The organism is Rhodococcus parequi, from assembly GCF_046042785.1.
Lineage (GTDB): Bacteria > Actinomycetota > Actinomycetes > Mycobacteriales > Mycobacteriaceae > Prescottella > Prescottella parequi.
Window position 1 is genome coordinate 1 of sequence record NZ_JBDLNV010000012.1, and the last position, 18083, is coordinate 18083.

Genomic DNA, 18083 nt, shown 5'->3' on the forward strand with positions numbered 1-18083 from the left:
ACAAGCACCACGCCGCCTACGCCGCCGGCCAGGCGGGAGCCGTGGCCCACGTGGCGGCGCACGACCTCGGCGCGGCCGCGTACGCGATCAAGGCAGTCCGCGCTGCCGCGCCGGACGGCGAGGCCGAGGCGGCGGGCCGGCTCGAATGCCGGTGGCAACGTGACCAGCTACCGGAGTCGATTCGCGAGCTCGTCATCGACGATCAGCGGCGACGGAACGACATCTGCTGGTCGGTATTCGACTGCTGAGCGCGGCACGCCGGATCGGGCCGGCGCGGGCGTATGGGGGGCTCTCCCCACCCCTCGGGTGTCTATCCCCAGGTAGGGCTCCCGACGGACGCTGGATCTCGGAACTCGACGACTCGTCGAGAGAGGCTCCTCGACCGAAAGGGACCCGCCTACATGCCCCGAATTCTCGGTACCTCCGTCCCCGCCATCGTTTCCGACGCGTACGAACGCGGACCGTCGGGCACCGTACTGCCGGCGGGGGAACCCGTCTGCAAGACCGTCCGCCATCACTGGACCCTCGCCCGCATCGGGATGTACCTGCTGCTCGCGTCCCTGCCGCTCCTGGCGATCTCCGCGCAGGTGTTCGGCGTGGTGTCGATGACCGCCACGGGCGCTCTGCTGATCATTCCGCTCGCGGCCGTCGTCGTCGTGTTGTGCGTGATCGCCCCGCATCCGGTCGACCGCATCGTCGGCTACGGGCTCGGCTGGGGGATGTTCGCGTGCCTCGTCTACGACGTCTTCCGGCTCGACACCGTGTACCTGCTCGGTCTGTGGAACGACTTCATCCCGAAGATGGGCACCTGGCTCCACTCGGGCACCGACACCCAGACCGGCGCGATCGTCGGCTACGTGTGGCGCTACTTCGGCGACGGCGGCGGAATCGGCATCGCCTTCTTCCTCATCGCCCTCGCGCTCGGACTGCAGCACCGGTCCCGCGCCACCGTCCTCCTCGCGTTCGTCGCCGGTGCGGTGTTCCCGGTGTGGGCCGGGCTCATCGCAACGGTGGCGCTGTCGGCGCGCGGCCAGCACGACATGTTTCCGCTGACGCCGACGACGATCACGCTCTCCCTGATCGGACACCTGATCTTCGGACTCGTGCTCGGTCTCGGCTTCCTGCGGGCGCGGGGCCGGCTCGCTCAGCACTGGCCGTGGCGGCCGCTGCTTCCGGTGCGGTCGGCGAGGGGCTGACGGATCGGATCGGTAACCGATACGAGAAGGGGCAGAGCGCGCACGCTCTGCCCCTTCTGGTCGTCGTGAGATCGAGCGACAGCCGCCTCGGGGCGGGTCAGGGAACGACCACGTCCGTCGAAGCCGGGATGCTCGGGTGATCGGTCCGCATGGTGAGCCGCACTCGGCCCGGACCGGTGTCGACGTGTACGAACGCCGGGCTGGTGCCGGTATTGCTCGCCGGCACGTAGCGACTCACGGTGCCCGACCGGCCGGTGTCGAAGTTCTGCCAGTCGACGATCGCGGTCACGTCACAGGCGAGGGTGGTCGACGCCCACTCTCCCAGCGGCGAGAAGCCCTGCGCGATGCGGAGTTCGACGGAGTGAACGGCGCCCGGCGCGGAGGAGTATTCCCACAGCGGCCCGTCGAACGCATTCCCGGAAGCGGTCAGCATGCCGGCACACAACCCGTTGCCCAGCGTCCATACCGGGGCCATGCCCACGTCGGTCATGGCGCATGTTCGCGGTCCCACATTCGACCACCCGAGCATGCAGGGATCGGCGGCGCTGGCCACGCCCGGCGCCGCGACGAACATTGCAGCGCCGAGGGTCCCGGCGGCTGCGACTGAAGCAAGTCGATGTGAAGTTTTCATGTCCCGATCATCGCTCGGTTCGACGGATTCATTACGCCCGGACCGGAGACGTCGGGCTTCGGAACCCACGGCGATCTCAATAGCCCTTGATCGCGGCCCCGTGCCGCAGCGGATCGGACAACAGTTCCGAAGCGGGCGTGGTGGCGTCACGCGCCGACTCTACCCAGGCGTGGGGGAGGACAGTCGCCGTCCGTCCGAGGAATCAGTGGGGGTGTCGACGTGACAGGGAGCGTGAGCGTGGCGTCCCAGCCGGGGCGAGTCCCTGGCTCGGGCGGAACGGCTGCTTCGGGGCTGGCGAGGGCCGGTCCCCGGCGCCTGGTCCGACCCCACTGGCGGAGCGGCGACGAAGCGTCGTGCTGGCCGACTTCGCTGCGGCGCGCTACGATTGCGTCGATGACAACTTACTCCGATGCAAGATTGGGGGCCCAGTTCACACACGGTGAGTGCTGATGCACCCTCCGACCGTGAACGGGATCGATCCCCGACTGTCCTTCTGGCTGCGCGTGCGCGAGTTCGCCGTGCCGCCGTCCATGATCGAGATCGCAACCGGGCGACGTCTCGCCGGCGACTGGTTCGGCGCTTGTAGCGCAGCAGGTTTCGACGCCGATATCGATCTGCGAGAGCTGGCGCGCACCCACGGCCGTGAGATCGCGACGCAGGTTCTGGCCGACCTGGTGCATCTGGCGCCGGATCTACTGCGCTGGCATCTGCCGCGGGTGGCCCCGGACGGGCTCCTACGGCCCGGTCTCACCGTCGCACTGGCTCGCTACGGGCCGCGCGTCCGCCGAAAACCTTATGGCGGAACCGCTTCGGTGAATCTCGTGGTACGCACCGCTCCCGCCTGGGCCGATGGCGGGCAGCGGATCGTGCTGACGCTGTGCGAAGACACGACTCTCGCCGGACATTCCCACCCACACCCCCGTCCCAACCGGCGCTACCGGTTGGACCTTCACCGACACCTGTGGGACGTCCGTCGGTCGGGCGAGTTGCGATTACGTTCTGGCGCAGAACGATTCCTGCGCGAGCCTGCGCCGGATCCGGTCTGGGCCGAGGGAGTTCCGGAGGGCTGCGCCGTCGATCGTTGGGCGGCCGAAGTCGGAATCCTCCTCCGCGCGGACGGGCACCGCGACGGCGCCGTGCGAGTGCGGTTCGGCAAGCGGGCCGATCTCGTGGTGGAGCCGATCGCGTCCGGCGTCGAGCCGGCCGCCCTGCGGCTCGTGGACGACTATCCGAGCGGTCGGGTTGCCGCGCTACCGGTACTGCCCGATGCCGCGGTCAGGACGCTGCCCGATCTCGAGCTGATCCGCTCGGGCGCGATCACCGCCGACCGGCTGCACCCGCTGGTCGCCGCCGCCCTGATGCCGGGGTGGTCGCCGCCGGGGCGGGCCCGGGAGGTGAAGGGGGAAAGTCCTTTTCACCTGGTCGACTGCCGGGGCGAGCGGCACAGGATCGGGCTGGCCGAGGGTACGCTGACCGCTCTCGATCACGACCCCGCCGAGATTCGGCGCGAGGAACTGCTCGCCGCGCTCGGCGGCACGCCCCTACCGTGTCTGCAGGCCATCGACCGCGCCCATCGCCACCCGGACTGTCTTCCCGGTGTTCGTGAGCGGCTGGACCACGGCGACACCGTCGGGGCGTTGGCCGTCGTGGAGCGATTACTCGGCCCGGACGCCGTTCTCCGGGACGGGCCCCTCCTGGACGAGCTCCGCGCCTCCGCGGACCGTCGCGACGCGTACGAGCAGTTCCGTTCCGCGCCGTCCGAAACGCCGCCCTCGACGGATCCTCGGCGCCGCCGCCGCCGGCGGTCGCGGCGTTCCCATCCGCGTTGACCGCCATAACCACGCTACACACGAAAACCTCTGTCCCGCAGTGTGGCGGCACTGCCGCGCCTGCAGCCGCTCTCGATTCCACAGGTGATATCCATGTCTTCCGTTCTGCCTTCTCACCCGTCCACCACCACCGAACTCGACAGTGTCGCAGCGCTGTCGGCGATGCTCGACACCGTCACCACCGAACCGCGACCCGACGATCAGCTCGAGGCCCTCGCCCTCGCGGTGGCGGCGGACCTACCGGTGCTGCTGTGGGGTGAGCCGGGAATCGGCAAGACGGCCGCCCTGACCCAGCTCGCGGATTCCCTGAACTTGCCGCTGACCACCGTCATCGCGAGCGTGCACGAGCCGTCGGACTTCTCGGGCCTGCCCGTGCTCGGTGAGGATCCGGCGACACACGGTGTGCCGATGGCCCCACCCGACTGGGCCGTTCGGCTCGTACAGGCCGGACGGGGTTTGCTGTTCTTGGACGAGCTGTCGACGGCGCCGCCCGCCGTGCAGGCGGCCCTGCTGCGGCTGGTTCTGGAGAGACGAATCGGTGCGCTGCAACTGCCGCCGGGGGTCCGCATCGTGGCTGCGGCCAACCCGCCGTCGTCGGCAGCGGACGGGTGGGAGCTGAGCCCGCCGTTGGCCAACCGTTTCGTGCACCTGCACTGGACCCATGACCACGATGTGGTGGTGCGCGGACTCGGCGGCACCTGGCCTCGCGCGACGTTGCCACGACTCGATGTGGAGAAGTTCTCGGAGGCAGTGGCATTCGGACGCCGCGCAGTCTGCCATCTGCTCGACGCCCGCCCCACGCTCGTGCATCAACTTCCCGGCAGCCAGACCCGCCGCGGCGGTGCTTGGCCGTCGCCGCGGAGCTGGGACATGACGGTCCGGCTCATCGCGTTCGCCACCGCCGCGTCGTCGTCGACGGACGTGCTGTCCCTGCTGGTCCGCGGCAGCGTCGGGGACGGTCCCGGTTTCGAGTTGCTGGCAGCCCTCGAACGCATGGACCTGCCGGATCCCGAGACGTTGCTCGCGGATCCGGCCGCGGCCGCTCTGCCCGAGCGCGGCGATCTGCGTCAGGCCGTGCTCGACGCGGTGGTCGCGGCCGTCCGCCGACGACCGGAGAGGTCCCGCTGGGACGCGGCGTGGACGCTGCTCGTCACCGCGGTGCAGACCGGACCACCGGACCTCGTGGTGGTCCCCGCGACCACCCTGGCCACGCTGCGGCAGGACGACTGGGAGGTGCCGACGGGAATAGACCAGCTCGCCGACGTCGTATCGGTGTCCGTGGCCGCCGACCGGGCTGCGGAACAGGCTGCTGCGCAGAACATTCGATGACGGCGACGATGACGATGACGATGACGACGGAGTCGGCGCTCGATTCCGAGAAGATCTACGCTGCGCGGCTGCACGCCGCCCGCACCCGGCCGTACCTGGCGACCGACCTGTATGCGCTGCACATCGTTGCTTCGCCGCGCGTGCCGACGATGAGCGTGGACCGATACTGGCGCTGCTACGCCTCTCCTGCCTTCGTTGCCGGGCGGCCGGTGGAGGAGCTGGCGTCGCACCTGGTTCACGGGGTGTCGCATCTGCTGCGCGATCACCACGGCCGCAGCGACCGGTACGCCCGTGCACACGACCTCACCGGACGCGCGGAGCGGCTCCGGATGAACCTCGCTGCCGACGCGGAGATCAACGACGACGCGTTCGGTGAAGGATTGCCGGTGCCCGACGACGCCGTTCTACCGTCGACCCTGGGCCTGCCCGGCGGGCGGCTCATGGAGGACTACCTCGGCCAGTTCCGTCTCGGTCCACGCACGGACGGTCTGACGTGGCTCGACTGCGGCAGCGGCGCCGACGGGCTTCGCCGGGAGTGGGAACTGGGCCCCGACGGCGCGGACGGGCTCAGCGATCAGCAGCGTGATGCAGCCCGATTCCAGTTGGCGCACAACATCGCCCGACGCCGCGGCGAGGCGCCCCGCGGATGGCAGCGGTGGGCGGAGGAGGCACTGCACCCGACACAGCCGTGGCGGGCCCTGCTGGGTGCGGCGATCCGCTCAGCCACCTCCTCGTCCGGCACCGGGGAGAACTACACCTACCGGCGCCCGGCGCGCCGCTCGGCGGCGGTGCCGGGCGCGATCCTGCCGAGTCTGCGGCGCACACCACCGCGGGTCAGCGTCGTGGTCGACACGTCGGGATCGGTCAGCGACGCGGACCTGGGCAGCGCACTGCTCGAGGTGGCAGCCATCACGCGAGCCGTGGGCGGGCGCCGCGATCTCGTGACGGTGCTGTCGTGCGACGCGGCCGCTCGGGTCGTGCACCCGTTGTGCCGGGCCGAGAACATCCCGCTCTTCGGCGGCGGGGGCACCGATCTGCGTGCCGGGTTCGCGAAGGCATTGCGCGGCCGCCCGAGCCCCGACGTGGTGGTCGTGCTCACCGATGGCCAGACCCCGTGGCCGAGCAGTCGGCCGGCGGGCTGCCGAACGGTGGTCGGTCTGTTCCCCCGAGTAAGTCCCCACTACTGGTCGGACGATCACTACGTCCCGAATCTGCCGCCGGAATGGGCGCGCGTCGTGGAGATCGGCACACCGCAGGACTGTCGTGTGTGAGGAAATGAGGGACCGACGACACGCCTCAGCCGGAGCCGCCGCTGATCTACGATTCGGGTATGCCTCGCGGTCCTGTCTTCGACCCGCTTGATCGAGAGCTCTTCAACAGGCAACGGCAGCGCTTCGACTGGAGCTTGTTGCGGAACGGGTCCGTGTTCAGGTACGACGGTCGATTCGGCCTCGATTGCGCTGTGCGGCGCCTTGACGAACTCGGCTACCTGATCCATCGGATCGATGTGCAGCAGTGCAATACAGTCGCCGACGTGCACGCGGCGTTGGCCGATGTGCTGTCGTTCCCCGCCATCTACGGCAAGAATCTCGACGCCTTCAACGATCTGATGAACGACGTCGGGGAGTTCCGATCCGGCAGCGACCCGCGCACCACCGGCACGGTGCTCGCACTCGCCGGCTACGACACCCTGGTGGACCTCGACCGTCACACAGCAGATGTGCTGCTGACCATCTTCGCGAGCCATGCACGCCTGGCGGCGCTCTTCTCGCACCCGATGTTGTGCATCGTCGAATCGACCGCCGACGACCTCGGTCCTGTCGACGGAAGACCGGTGGGAGCCGGAAGCCTCTGGGACACACCACCGAGTTCGTGGCCGATCACAGAGCAAGAGATCGTCGAGTTCCAGTTCGACACCACCGACGCCGACGCCGCCGCGGCAATCGAGGTCATCGCGTCCACGCTCGAGGATCAGGTCGGCGGGTGGGCGAGGTGGCAGATCCTCGACCCGGTCCGACTCGATGTCGAAGCTTCAGATGGGTACCGCGGGGAGCCGCAGCCGCAACGCTTCGATGTGGTCGTGTCGGTGGGTATTCGAGGGGAGGGCGACCTCGGCGAGATCGACGAGGACATCCAGCGGGCCATGCATCACGCCGGCCTGGGAATGGGTTCTTCGATGTGCGCCGGCTACCCCTTCGGGGCAGAGAAGGAGCGCGTCCTCGGTAAGTACAGCGAGCTGCGTGATAGCTCCGACGATCAAGAGAGCCGATGACGGGAATCGAACCCGCGTATTCAGCTTGGGAAGCTGATGTTCTACCATTGAACTACATCGGCGAGCAGGGCTTTTGTTGAAATCCAGAGATTCGAAGCCTGCAAGCGGCAACTGTAGCAGAAGCTCGTCGGCCGGTCTCCGACCCTCGCGAGGCGCGTCCACCTGCAGGCGAAACAACGAGGTCCGCTCCGGTCACACACAGGGCCCCGGTAGCCTCGTGCTGTGCTGCTCTCTGATCGTGACATCCGCGCCGAGGTTTCATCCGGACGACTCGGGATCGACCCGTTCGTGCCTGAGATGGTGCAGCCCTCGAGCGTGGACGTGCGCCTCGACAGCCTCTTCCGTGTCTTCGACAACACGAAGTACACGCACATCGACCCGGCGCTGCAGCAGGACGAGCTGACGTCGCTCGTCGAACCGGTCGCGGGCGAGCCGTTCGTGCTCCATCCCGGAGAGTTCGTCCTCGGCTCGACCCTCGAGGTGTGCACGCTTCCCGACGACCTGGCGGGACGGCTCGAAGGTAAGTCGAGTCTCGGCCGCCTGGGCTTGCTCACGCATTCCACCGCCGGGTTCATCGACCCGGGATTCAGCGGGCACATCACGCTCGAGCTGTCCAACGTCGCCAATCTCCCCATCACCTTGTGGCCGGGGATGAAGATCGGTCAGCTCTGCCTGCTGCGGCTCACCAGTGCGGCCGAGAATCCTTACGGGAGTTCCGCCGTCGGATCGAAGTATCAGGGGCAGCGTGGGCCCACTCCGTCACGCGCCTACCTGAACTTCCCCACCCATCCCGGCCGACGCACCAACTGACCGCTCCGGTGGACGGCGCCGCGCGAGCTCCATTGGCATAGTTTAAGTTTCAGGCACCGATCACGCGGAACGACTGCCGATCCGCGTCGACGGTCGGGCGACCAAGTCGGCGCTTGTGTTTTCCATCACATTGACAGGTGTCCAGAAGTGTTCTCCGCCTGCTGGGATACGGCAGTCTTGTGCATCGATTCAGACGGCTGCCGCCCTAGTCGAAGGTCCCCCCGGGTGTGCGCTCGGCAGTTCTGGTAGTGCGTTCTCGGTACCAGGTGGCAGAGGATCAGGCACCGAGTGCGGATGGTCTCCGCAGGTCGGTTTGGTTACCCGGTAGTAGTACTGCCGTACCTGATTTCTTAAAGGGTCAGTCTCCCCGTTAATTTCGGATGGGACTTTGTGCTCTCGCCGACCTTCATTGTGGACGTTTGTCCAATCCGCGTCGGCGCCGAACCGGACGAACGCCCAACTCTCGGACCTGGTTCGTTCGACTTTTGGCGGGCACCGGGGCGTGTTAGAACGTTTGCGTACAGCGGACGGTGCAAAGCGGAACTCGCACCCGAAGCGCATCTGTTTCGGGGATGAATCCATCGCCTTCCCAGCCTTGCTCGGGGTCTGGCGGTGGAGACATCTACCGGTGTCGTCGCCTTCGGGCGCCGGGCCGGGGGGACTGGAACGGATGGGACGGGTTGGTGGTTCGACTTCGGTCGGGTGCCGGCCCGGGTTCGACAACGTATCGACCCGTCGGGGGTCATTTCGTGTGAATGGTCGATGGAGGTGAAGGCGTGACGGCTTCGCGTTACCTGGAAACAGGGACCGGGCTGGAGGCGGGGGACGGGTCGTCCTCTCCGCTTCGCTTGGTGGATGAATCTTCTCCCCAACATAATTCGCGGAGCAAGTGGGAGCACTGCTACGTCAGTCGCCTACGGATCATCGATGCGGTCATCGTCGCCGGTGCGGTAGCGGCCGCGCAGGTCGTCCGCTTCGGAACCGAGGCGCAGTCGGTCGCGACGAACACCATCTCCGGTTTCAGCTACACCATGATGTCGGTTGCCCTGGCAGTCCTGTGGATCGCGATGTTGGTGATCCACCGCACCCGGTCGACCCGGGTCATCGGCGCCGGCGCCGAGGAGTATCGGCGGATCGGTGTCGCCACCTTCCAGTTGTTCGGGCTGATCGGCATGATCAGCCTGCTGTTCCGCATCGACATCGCGCGAGGCTACCTGGCGATCGCGTTTCCGGCGGGACTGGCCGGTCTGATGCTCGGGCGCTGGGTGATGCGGAAGGTCGTCACCCACAAGCGCCGTCAGGGTGACTGCCACACATCGGTTCTCGTTGTCGGCAACCGCGAGTCGGTGCTGACGATGACACGCAACTTCGAGCGCGATTCGGCCTCCGGATACCGCGTCGTCGGTGTCTGTGTACCGGGTTACGGCCACCGCGACGAGGAACACGTCGTCGTCGACGGCCGGGCGATCCCCGTTCTCGGCGACGAGTACACCGTCGTGAATGCGCTGCAGGCCTGCGGTGCAGACACGGTCGTGGTGACGGCCACCGAGCAGCTGGGGCACGACGGAATTCGCGGGCTCGTCTGGGACCTCGAACCGCTCAACATCGATCTGGTCGTGGCGCCCGGCGTCGTGGATGTCGCCGGCCCGCGCCTGGTGATGCGCCCCGTCGCCGGATTCCCGCTGATCCACGTCGAGAAGCCGCGCTACCACGGCGCGAAGCGCTTCGGTAAGACCGCCTTCGACATGTGCTTCTCTCTGGCGGCTCTGGTTGCCTTGTCTCCGGTGATGCTGATCGCCGCGATCTCAGTCAAGACGACCAGCAGGGGCCCCGTGCTCTACAAGTCCGAGCGAATGGGGATCAACGGCAAGCCGTTCCCGATGCTGAAGTTCCGCACCATGGTCGACGGCGCCGACAAGCAGGTCGCCGCCCTACTCGGTCAGAACGAAGGCGCCGGTGTCCTGTTCAAGATGAAGGACGACCCCCGCATCACCCCGGTCGGAAAGTTCCTGCGCAAGTACAGCCTCGACGAGCTGCCGCAGTTCGTGAACGTGCTCCGTCGCGAGATGAGCGTCGTCGGCCCGCGGCCGCCGCTTCGCCGCGAGGTCGAGGCCTACGACGGAACTGTCCGCCGGCGCATGCTCGTCAAGCCCGGCCTCACCGGACTGTGGCAGGTCAGCGGCCGCAGTGACCTGTCGTGGGATGAGACTGTACGACTGGATCTTTCGTACGTCGAGAACTGGTCGATGATGCAGGATGTCCTCATCGTCGGCAAGACCGTCCGCGCCGTCACGGCGGGCAGTGGAGCATATTGACGGCCTCGGCCTGGGCAAACCACTCGATGACGAAACTGCTTTCCACGTCGGAAGCGGGACTTCGTCGACCCCCCACATCACCAGGATTGAGGCAGATCAAATGAGCACTCCCATGGCGGTATTCGGTACCGGCTATCTTGGCGCGACCCATGCTGCGTGTATGGCGGAACTCGGGCATCACGTGCTGGGGGTCGACGTCGATGAATCGAAGTTGGCCAAACTCGAGGCCGGTGAGGTCCCGTTCTACGAGCCGGGGCTCGAGGAGGTTCTCAAGCGCAACATCGAGGCGGGACGACTGCGCTTCACCTCCAGTTACGAGGAAGCTGCGGAGTTCGCCGATGTGCATTTCATCGGTGTCGGAACCCCTCAGAAGAAGGGCGAATTCGCGGCGGACCTGACGTATGTCGACGCGGTGATCGACACTTTGGCGCCCCTCTTGAAGCGTCCTGCGGTGATCTTCGGAAAGTCGACGGTTCCCGTCGGCACGGCCGCTCGTCTCGGTCAGCGTGCTCGCGCATTGGCGCCGGCCGGAGTCGAGGTGGAAGTCGCGTGGAACCCTGAGTTCCTCCGCGAGGGGTTTGCAGTGCAGGACACACTCCACCCGGACCGCCTCGTGCTGGGCCTCGATCGTGAGCGTCCGGGACGCGCCGAGGAGGTTGCCCGCGAGATCTATGCGCAGCTTCTCGATGAGCGAATCCCGTTCCTGGTGACCGACCTTGCGACTGCAGAACTGGTCAAGACATCTGCCAACGCCTTCCTGGCCACGAAGATCTCCTTCATCAATGCGATGGCGGAAGTCTGTGAAGCCGTCGATGCCGATGTCACAGTCCTCGCGGACGCGATCGGCCACGATGCTCGTATCGGCCGCCGGTTCCTCAACGCAGGGCTGGGCTTCGGAGGTGGATGTCTTCCCAAGGACATCCGTGCCTTCATGGCTCGCGCAGGCGAGCTCGGCGCGGATCATGCGCTGACTTTCCTTCGTGAGGTCGACGCAGTGAACATGCGCCGACGTACCCGGATGGTCGAGATGGCACGCGAGGCCTGTGGAGGAAACCTTCTCGGGACCCGCGTCGCAGTTCTCGGTGCGGCGTTCAAACCCGAGTCTGATGATGTGCGTGATTCACCGGCGCTTAACGTGGCGGGGCAGATTCAGCTTCAAGGTGCGGCTGTCACGGTCTACGACCCCAAAGCAATGGAGAATTCTCGCCGCAACTTCCCCACACTCAGCTACGCAGCGGATGTGAACGAAGCGGTCGAGGGTGCGGACGTAATACTCGTGTTGACTGAGTGGAAGCAGTTTTGCGACCTGAAGCCGGCGAGGCTCGGCAAGCTGGTTCGTCAACGCAGCATTGTCGACGGACGCAATTGTCTCGATCCGACTGTTTGGCGCGACGCAGGTTGGAACTACAGGGGCATGGGACGGTAGCTGTGCTTCTCGATTCGATACCGCGTCAACCTCTCGGGCGTATCCACACCATGCCCTCGAGTCTCCAAGCGGCCGTCGCGACGATTGTCGAGATGGCCCGCGGGGAGAAGCCATACCTTGTGGTCACACCGAATATCGCGCATGTCAAACAAGTAGAGACTTGTCCGATCCTCCAGCAGGCATACGACCGCGCGGACTTCTCTCCTCCCGACGGCTGGCCGGTGGTGAGCGCTATCCGCCACCTCAGTCGTGGGAAGCTCGATTCCGAGCGCGTTCCAGGGTCGGATCTGTTAATCGAGCTTTGTAGGCGGCCTGTATCGGTTGCCTTGGTTGGCGGCGCAGGAGACTCGGCTGTCCTGGCAGCGAAGAACCTGACGCGGGCCAACCCGAGCCTCGATGTCGTCTCGATCGAATGCGCTCCCCGGAGCGAACTAGAGAATCGGTCTGCCCGCAATGAATTGCTCGAGCGGATCGCGAACGCACGACCGGAGATCATCTTCGTCGGTCTGGGGGTTCCTCGGCAGGAATCTCTAGCCCTAGAGCTGCTGGAGACGATCGACCGTGGCGTCGTCCTGTGTGTGGGCGCATCGATCGAATTTGCTGCCGGCACTCTCAAGCGGGCACCTGTGGCGATGCAGAGGCTGAAGCTCGAGTGGCTTCACCGGCTCGCCACAGAGCCGAAGAAGCTCGCGCGGAGGTACGCGCAGTCCGCCCCGCATTTTGTGAGGACCGTAGTCGCACAGCGGCGTGCGCAAGCTGAACAAGGAATTGCGATGGTCGAGCCCATTCCGCCAGAGCTTGACCGCCTGATCGTCCACCAGTTCGACCCTGCAAATCCGTCGCCGGGAGGTATCGACACTTGCCTGCGCGGCATTTGCAGATACTTCCCAGAGGGCACGAAGATTGGGATCGTCGGCATCGACGCCGCCTCGACCGAAAACGAGCGCGACCGGGTTCTCGGACGGTGGGAGAGCCACGTCGTGGGCGATCGACAGTTCTGGTTTCTTCCCGTCGCACACCTGGACCCGGGGAACCAGAAGCGAAGGGTGCCTCACTCGTTGCGCTTGGTGCTGGGCGCGATGAAGTACCGCCGACGTATTCCGAAGTTTCGGCTGCTCCAGGCTCATCGAATGGATACAGCGGTGGCCCTCAAAACGGTTTTTCGTCGCCCACTTGCCTACTTCGTCCACACACAGGACTCCGGTTTGACGGGGTCCACCTCGGATTCGATCTGGCGGTATGCGAGCAGGGTCCACGCCGCGCTGGAACACCACGTGGTTCGTCGGGCTGATGATGTCGTCGTATTCAACCCTGACTACGCACAGCAACTTGGGCTGCACAACCCGAACACGATCTTCTCACCCACATGGTTCGACCCGAGGGTCATACAGCAGGTTGCCCAAGACCGGGATCCACACAGGGTGCTGTGGGTGGGTCGAGTGGAAGAACCGAAGGATCCCCTGCTTGCCATCGCAGCGTTCGCAGAACTTGCAACGTTGGGTGATGCCTGGAAGTTGGATGTCGTCGGCGGAGGTACGCTCCTCCCCGCACTCGAGGCGGAGATTCGTTCGATGCCAGAAGAATTGCGGAGTCGCGTGACGATTCACGGAAGGCTGGCACCGGCCGACGTCGCTCGGGTAATGGCTGAGTGTGGCGTCTTCCTCATGACCTCTCACGCGGGCTATGAGGGGTATCCACGCGTGTTGGTCGAATCACTCGCCTCCGGACTGACTGCGGTTGTCACTGAGGGTTCGGACACTGGGCGATTGATTGTGGATGGGACGAACGGCTACACCGTAAGACAGCGGGATCCGCGTCTTCTAGCAGCAGCGATTGTGGACTCGCTCGAATGCGACAGCAGTGCGGCGGTCCAGACGGTAGCCGGGTTGCAGGCGCCAGTTGTCATTGAACGAATCTTCAACGCGTCAGCCGCTTGACGGCTGGGACAGAGGGGTAATGCGCGCAGTCATCACCGGTGTGGCCGGATTCGTCGGTTCGAATCTTGCTGAAGAGTTGTTGAGCCAGGGTCACGAGGTGGTTGGGATCGATTCGATCACCGACTACTACTCGCCTGAACTGAAGAGGGCGAACCTGGCGCGGCTCAGTCGCCCCGGTTTCACATTTCTCGAGTCGGACCTGAACGACCTGAACCTGATCGAAGTGCTGGACGATTCTGTCGATGTCGTCTACCACCAGGCCGGCCAACCAGGCGTTCGGAAGTCTTGGGGCTCGGACTTCGACGAGTACGTCCATGCGAACATTTCGGCAACTCAGAAGCTTCTTGAAGCAGCGGTGCATTGCCGGGGGCTGTCCCGTTTGGTGTATGCGTCCTCGTCGTCCGTGTACGGAAACGCAGAAACGTATCCTACAAGCGAGCAGGACCGGCCTCAGCCGATGAGCCCCTACGGTGTGACCAAGCTTGCTGCTGAACATCTGTGCAGCTTGTACGCGGAGAATTTCGGGTTACCGACTACGTCGCTGCGTTACTTCACGGTCTACGGACCTGGACAGCGACCCGATATGGCGTTCACTCGATTTACGACTGCGGCAGTGAGAGGCGAGCCGATCACCGTGTTCGGCTCGGGCGAGCAGTTGAGGGACTTCACATTCATCGACGACGTCGTGAGGGCAAACATCGCGGCCGGTGCTGCCGATGTGAAGCCTGGAACGGTGCTGAATGTTGCTGGCGGTAGCAATGTCTCGGTCAATGAGGCTTTGAGTATCATCGAGGAACTGCATGGTTCGTCGCTGGAGGTTCGCCGGGAAGGCACCGTTCGCGGAGACGTGTTCAGGACGGGCGGGTCCACCGACGCGATCCGAGCAAATCTGGGCTGGGAACCGCAAGTCGGGATCGCTGAGGGGCTCCGGCGTCATTACGAATGGGCATGTGCGACCAATGCCGGCAACTGAAGTGCTGAGCCAATCACAGTCGCATGCGCATGACCGCATCACTGACCACGGCGATTTGAAAGATTTCAAGAGGGCCGATCTGCTCGCTTACGGGCTGGCCAATTGGCGTTTCCACTATCGGCTGAAACACCCCACCCTCTACTACCAGCGCGTGATGCGCGATGTGGAGTTCCTGCAAAGCCAGGGTCGTCTCTGTCGGGTCATCGCTGAAGCGCGCCGAGCGTACTTGAAACTTCTCGGGATCTGGATGGGGCTCTCGATCCCCGCCGGGGTGTTCGGAAGGGGGCTTTCTGTGCCGCACTACGGCAGTGTCGTTGTGAATGACAAGGTCCGTGCGGGCCGCTTCTGCCGTATCCATTCGGCGACCAACCTGGGCGAGGTGAACGGCGAAGCGCCCCAACTGGGGGACGGCGTATACGTGGGCCCCGGAGCAGTCTTGTATGGCGGGGTCAATCTGGGTTCGGGCGCTGTAGTCGGAGCTAACTCCGTTGTCAACAAGGATGTTCCGAGATTCGGGGTCGTGGCGGGAGCGCCGGCACGGGTCATCTCCATGTCAGGCTCGCGAGGGGTGATGCCGGCAGGCATCGCTGCCGAGCTAGCTCGTTTGTGGGCGACAGTGCCTATCGACGAGAGGGGTTGAGAACGATGCCGAGGATCTCAGTCATACTGCCGGTCAAGAATGGCGAGCAGTTCGTCAAGTCGGCAATCCGCTCAACATTGATCGCAATGCCACGAGACTCCGAGTTGGTCGTACTCGACGACGCCAGCACCGACCGCACCGCGGAGCTTCTCTCGAGCCTTCGGGACCGGCGGTTGAGGGTGATCACCGGTGCAGAATCGAGCGGCCTCGCGGCTGGTCTGAACCGTTTGATCGCATCGACTGACAGCGAGTGGATCGCCCGCATGGATGCAGACGACATCTCTCTTCCTTGGCGATTCGCAGAGCAGCGGAGACGCATGACGGCCGGCACCGACTTCATCTTCTCGCCTGTAGTCCACCTCGGCCCCTCGCGTTTGCGGCTGAAGCCCACGCGGCCAGGCAGTATCGGATCCGACTCCGCGCCCTTTCTCTTGCTGCTGGAGAACCCATTTGCACACTCAACGGCGATGTTCAGACGCACGGCGATCGAACATCTCGGTCTTTACCGCAATGTGGGCGCCGAAGATTATGACCTCTGGCTGAGAGCTGCCTCTCACGGATATCGACTCGAGCGCACGGCGTATCCGGTCCTGCTGTACCGGCATCACACCCAGCAGGTAACGAAGGATGCAAACTGGAAGGCGCGGTCGAGGACGGAAGAGCTGCTAGTCGAATCGCACAGTGCTCTCAGCGAGTCCCTACTGGGGTTGGCGGGAGACAGCGTTTCCGCCCTACGTACAGGTAAGGCGCCGCGAGAGTTCGCCTCGCGCGCCGAGTGTCTCGTGAATGCAGTCGAACGCCACTTTTCGGAAGCTCAGCCCGGTCCTGAGGTCACTCGAATCCGCCGGACGTGCAAGTCTGCGAAGCAGAGTCTCGAACTCCGGTACAGGGCGGCTGAGTGTTGAGCCGGTCGTCGGCAGGGAGGTCGCAGCTGTGTTGACTATCGTCGCTGCCGTAGTCGCATTGTCGGTGTTGCTGTTGCTCCCAGTGGTGCCTCCTCATGTGGTGGTGATTGCGCTCGTGGTCACACGTTCCCTGTGTGACTTCGGAATCTCGACCGGGGCGCGGATTGCTGCGCTGTCGCCGATTGGGTTTGCGTGCAGTCTGATGGCCATCTACGCAGCGGCGCTGTTCTTCCTGCGTGAGACGAATATCCCTGTAGGCCTACAAAAGTACTCAAGACGAATCTTCGTGTGCTCGGGTGCAGTTGTACTCTGGGTTACGATCGCGACGTTCCACTTCGGTGCGAGCAACACTCTGCTGACCGAGGGCATCCGAGTGCTTTCTGTTCTGAGCCTCTTCCTGCTCGCTGTCTCTGGGCGCACAGATGTCGACAGTTCGAAGGCCCTGATGATCATGGGCATGCCCGCCGTCGTCATCGGTCTGATCGGCGCGGCAGGAGTTCTCCCTGGCGCTGTCAATGCAGCGGGCCGGATGGCTGGTACTTTCAGTCACCCCAATACCGCCGGCGCCTTCTTCGGCATCTTGGTAGTCCAGCTGGCAGCGATGGCCCTCGCTCGCAGAGATCTTTGCTCCATCATCATGTTGGCAGGTGCGCTAGCCGCATTGATGCTAACCGGTAGCCTCGGTGGAATTGTCGGCGCGACGGCCGGCGTGCTGGTGGTGCTCTGGGCGCAGCCCGGGCTGGCTTTCGGCTACCGAGCGGTTGCTACCGGCATCGGGGCACTTGGCATGTACGCCTTCTACAAGATCTTCGACCTTGCATCACGGGTGTCGGAGTTCGATTGGGGGCGTTCCGTCTCGGTGATGGACAAGCCGGACTCCTTTCAATGGCGATTGGAAAACTGGCGAAGACTCATTGAAATTTCCAGTGACAGTCCAGTTTTCGGGTTCGGTCTCGGCGCATCGAGTCACATGATCATGCCCCTGGGGGGGCCACCGCACAGTATCTACGTCCAGACTCTCGTCGACATGGGGCTGATTGGTCTTGCTGCCCTCGTCACGCTGATCGTGTTCTTGTTTGTCAAATCGATTCGGCTGGCCAAACGCGGGCGATGGGAAGGCGCAGTCCTGGCTGGGCTGGTCGCTTTTTGTGCCGTGAACGGAGTAGTGAGCAACCTCATTGGATACACAGCTGCGGTCTACCTGCTCGTGGTTTCGACAGCATTCCTGGTGCGTTCGTCTCGGCGTTCAGAGTCTGGCGCAGTCACGTTCCAAGGCCGAGATGTCGATAGAAATACTCTAGTAGCAGGTGCGAAATGATATCTATGATGCGCTCTGGCATTCTTCAGGACTGGGATGCCAACAGCGGCCGGCCGCATATTCAGATCGTGCTGGCACTGCTTCGGTTGAGTCAAGCGATCCGCATGAGAAAGGGTTTATCGGCTCGGTTGTCCGGTCTGCTAGTTTGTGCGCTCTACCGGGTGGCTGCTCTGGGGTTCTGTGGTATTGATATTCCGGTTTCTACGCGGATCGGGCCCAACTTGTCGATTCATCATGGGATCGGGCTTGTTGTTCACAACAGGACTGTGATCGGCTCAAGTGTGACGCTTCGTCAAAGCACCACCCTCGGTTCGAAGGACGGAAGTCTTCCGCCTCGCATCGGTGACAACGTCAGTATTGGGCCGAACTCATGTTTGATAGGTCCGATTCGGGTCGGGAGTGGTGCGATTGTAGGGGCCGGCAGTGTCGTCGTGAGGGATGTCGACGAAGCAACCGTGGTCGCGGGGAACCCGGCACGGCCATTGACCAAGAGCTGATGACG

At 64.6% G+C, this 18083-nt stretch carries 16 protein-coding genes and 1 tRNA gene; 15 read left to right on the plus strand and 2 right to left on the minus strand.

Going from position 1 to position 18083, the window contains the following annotated elements:
- Together ABEU20_RS24365 and ABEU20_RS24370 are read left to right on the plus strand one after the other, a co-directional pair.
- Window positions 1-248, plus strand: a 248-nt coding sequence (locus ABEU20_RS24365) for a putative immunity protein (protein ID WP_420166969.1), incomplete at its 5' end; no start/stop codon positions are given.
- A gap of 153 nt (window positions 249-401) precedes the next feature.
- On the plus strand, window positions 402-1196 hold the full coding sequence (locus ABEU20_RS24370) for a hypothetical protein (RefSeq protein WP_420166970.1): 795 nt from the start codon (window positions 402-404) through the stop codon (window positions 1194-1196).
- A 97-nt stretch (window positions 1197-1293) separates the two neighbouring features.
- On the opposite strand, the gene ABEU20_RS24375 is transcribed toward ABEU20_RS24370, so the two are convergent.
- Window positions 1294-1686 carry a hypothetical protein gene (locus ABEU20_RS24375; RefSeq protein ID WP_420166971.1) on the minus strand — a complete coding sequence of 131 codons (393 nt, stop codon included), beginning with the start codon at window positions 1684-1686 and terminating at the stop codon, window positions 1294-1296.
- A gap of 584 nt (window positions 1687-2270) precedes the next feature.
- Between ABEU20_RS24375 and ABEU20_RS24380 the strand changes: the two genes are divergently transcribed.
- From ABEU20_RS24380 to ABEU20_RS24395, 4 genes are all read left to right on the plus strand, one after another.
- On the plus strand, window positions 2271-3656 hold the full coding sequence (locus tag ABEU20_RS24380) for a hypothetical protein (RefSeq protein ID WP_456300338.1): 1386 nt from the start codon (window positions 2271-2273) through the stop codon (window positions 3654-3656).
- 93 nt (window positions 3657-3749) lie between these two features.
- Window positions 3750-4985, plus strand: a complete 1236-nt coding sequence (locus ABEU20_RS24385; RefSeq protein ID WP_420166973.1) for an AAA family ATPase — start codon at window positions 3750-3752, stop codon at window positions 4983-4985.
- Window positions 4986-5005: 20 nt separating this feature from the next.
- Complete coding sequence (locus ABEU20_RS24390; RefSeq protein WP_420166996.1) at window positions 5006-6256, plus strand: vWA domain-containing protein; 1251 nt, start codon at window positions 5006-5008, stop codon at window positions 6254-6256.
- 191 nt (window positions 6257-6447) lie between these two features.
- Window positions 6448-7257: a barstar family protein gene (locus tag ABEU20_RS24395; protein WP_420166974.1), complete on the plus strand. Its 810-nt coding sequence runs from the start codon at window positions 6448-6450 to the stop codon at window positions 7255-7257.
- Here ABEU20_RS24395 and ABEU20_RS24400 read toward each other — a convergent pair.
- A tRNA-Gly gene (locus tag ABEU20_RS24400) sits at window positions 7249-7319 on the minus strand. The two genes, ABEU20_RS24395 and ABEU20_RS24400, sit on opposite strands and share 9 nt — an antisense overlap.
- A gap of 160 nt (window positions 7320-7479) precedes the next feature.
- Here ABEU20_RS24400 and dcd point away from each other — a divergent pair.
- The 9 genes from dcd (at window position 7480) to ABEU20_RS24445 (ending at window position 18078) form a co-directional block, all read left to right on the plus strand.
- Window positions 7480-8067: a dCTP deaminase gene (dcd, locus tag ABEU20_RS24405; protein WP_225017299.1), complete on the plus strand. Its 588-nt coding sequence runs from the start codon at window positions 7480-7482 to the stop codon at window positions 8065-8067.
- Window positions 8068-8822: 755 nt separating this feature from the next.
- A complete protein-coding gene (locus ABEU20_RS24410; protein WP_420166975.1) occupies window positions 8823-10382 on the plus strand; it encodes a sugar transferase in 1560 nt (519 codons plus the stop codon).
- 100 nt (window positions 10383-10482) lie between these two features.
- Window positions 10483-11808 (plus strand): UDP-glucose dehydrogenase family protein, encoded by a 1326-nt coding sequence (locus ABEU20_RS24415; RefSeq protein ID WP_420166976.1) that lies wholly within the window; start codon window positions 10483-10485, stop codon window positions 11806-11808.
- A gap of 50 nt (window positions 11809-11858) precedes the next feature.
- Window positions 11859-13745 (plus strand): WecB/TagA/CpsF family glycosyltransferase, encoded by a 1887-nt coding sequence (locus ABEU20_RS24420; protein ID WP_420166977.1) that lies wholly within the window; start codon window positions 11859-11861, stop codon window positions 13743-13745.
- Window positions 13746-13764: 19 nt separating this feature from the next.
- Window positions 13765-14718 carry an NAD-dependent epimerase/dehydratase family protein gene (locus tag ABEU20_RS24425; RefSeq protein WP_420166978.1) on the plus strand — a complete coding sequence of 318 codons (954 nt, stop codon included), beginning with the start codon at window positions 13765-13767 and terminating at the stop codon, window positions 14716-14718.
- The gene (locus tag ABEU20_RS24430) at window positions 14705-15358 is read left to right on the plus strand and encodes a serine O-acetyltransferase (RefSeq protein ID WP_420166979.1); all 654 of its coding nucleotides are present in this window, start codon (window positions 14705-14707) and stop codon (window positions 15356-15358) included. The genes ABEU20_RS24425 and ABEU20_RS24430 overlap by 14 nt, the downstream gene beginning before the upstream one ends.
- 5 nt (window positions 15359-15363) lie before the next feature.
- Window positions 15364-16263, plus strand: a complete 900-nt coding sequence (locus ABEU20_RS24435) for a glycosyltransferase family 2 protein (protein WP_420166980.1) — start codon at window positions 15364-15366, stop codon at window positions 16261-16263.
- 28 nt (window positions 16264-16291) lie between these two features.
- Window positions 16292-17581 carry an O-antigen ligase family protein gene (locus tag ABEU20_RS24440; protein ID WP_420166981.1) on the plus strand — a complete coding sequence of 430 codons (1290 nt, stop codon included), beginning with the start codon at window positions 16292-16294 and terminating at the stop codon, window positions 17579-17581.
- Window positions 17582-17685: 104 nt separating this feature from the next.
- Entirely contained in the window at window positions 17686-18078 is a 393-nt protein-coding gene (locus tag ABEU20_RS24445; RefSeq protein WP_420166997.1) for a serine acetyltransferase, read from the plus strand.
- The last annotated feature ends 5 nt before the right edge of the window (window positions 18079-18083 follow it).

Coding starts and splice junctions, on each gene's coding strand:
- ABEU20_RS24390 (WP_420166996.1), top strand. CDS start 5,006: ATGACGACGGAGTCGGCGCTCGATTCCGAGAAGATCTACGCTGCGCGG.
- ABEU20_RS24445 (WP_420166997.1), top strand. CDS start 17,686: ATGAGAAAGGGTTTATCGGCTCGGTTGTCCGGTCTGCTAGTTTGTGCG.
- ABEU20_RS24370 (WP_420166970.1), top strand. CDS start 402: ATGCCCCGAATTCTCGGTACCTCCGTCCCCGCCATCGTTTCCGACGCG.
- ABEU20_RS24375 (WP_420166971.1), bottom strand. CDS start 1,686: ATGACCGACGTGGGCATGGCCCCGGTATGGACGCTGGGCAACGGGTTG.
- ABEU20_RS24435 (WP_420166980.1), top strand. CDS start 15,364: ATGCCGAGGATCTCAGTCATACTGCCGGTCAAGAATGGCGAGCAGTTC.
- ABEU20_RS24410 (WP_420166975.1), top strand. CDS start 8,823: ATGGTCGATGGAGGTGAAGGCGTGACGGCTTCGCGTTACCTGGAAACA.
- ABEU20_RS24415 (WP_420166976.1), top strand. CDS start 10,483: ATGAGCACTCCCATGGCGGTATTCGGTACCGGCTATCTTGGCGCGACC.
- ABEU20_RS24420 (WP_420166977.1), top strand. CDS start 11,859: ATGCCCTCGAGTCTCCAAGCGGCCGTCGCGACGATTGTCGAGATGGCC.
- ABEU20_RS24425 (WP_420166978.1), top strand. CDS start 13,765: ATGCGCGCAGTCATCACCGGTGTGGCCGGATTCGTCGGTTCGAATCTT.
- ABEU20_RS24385 (WP_420166973.1), top strand. CDS start 3,750: ATGTCTTCCGTTCTGCCTTCTCACCCGTCCACCACCACCGAACTCGAC.
- ABEU20_RS24430 (WP_420166979.1), top strand. CDS start 14,705: ATGCCGGCAACTGAAGTGCTGAGCCAATCACAGTCGCATGCGCATGAC.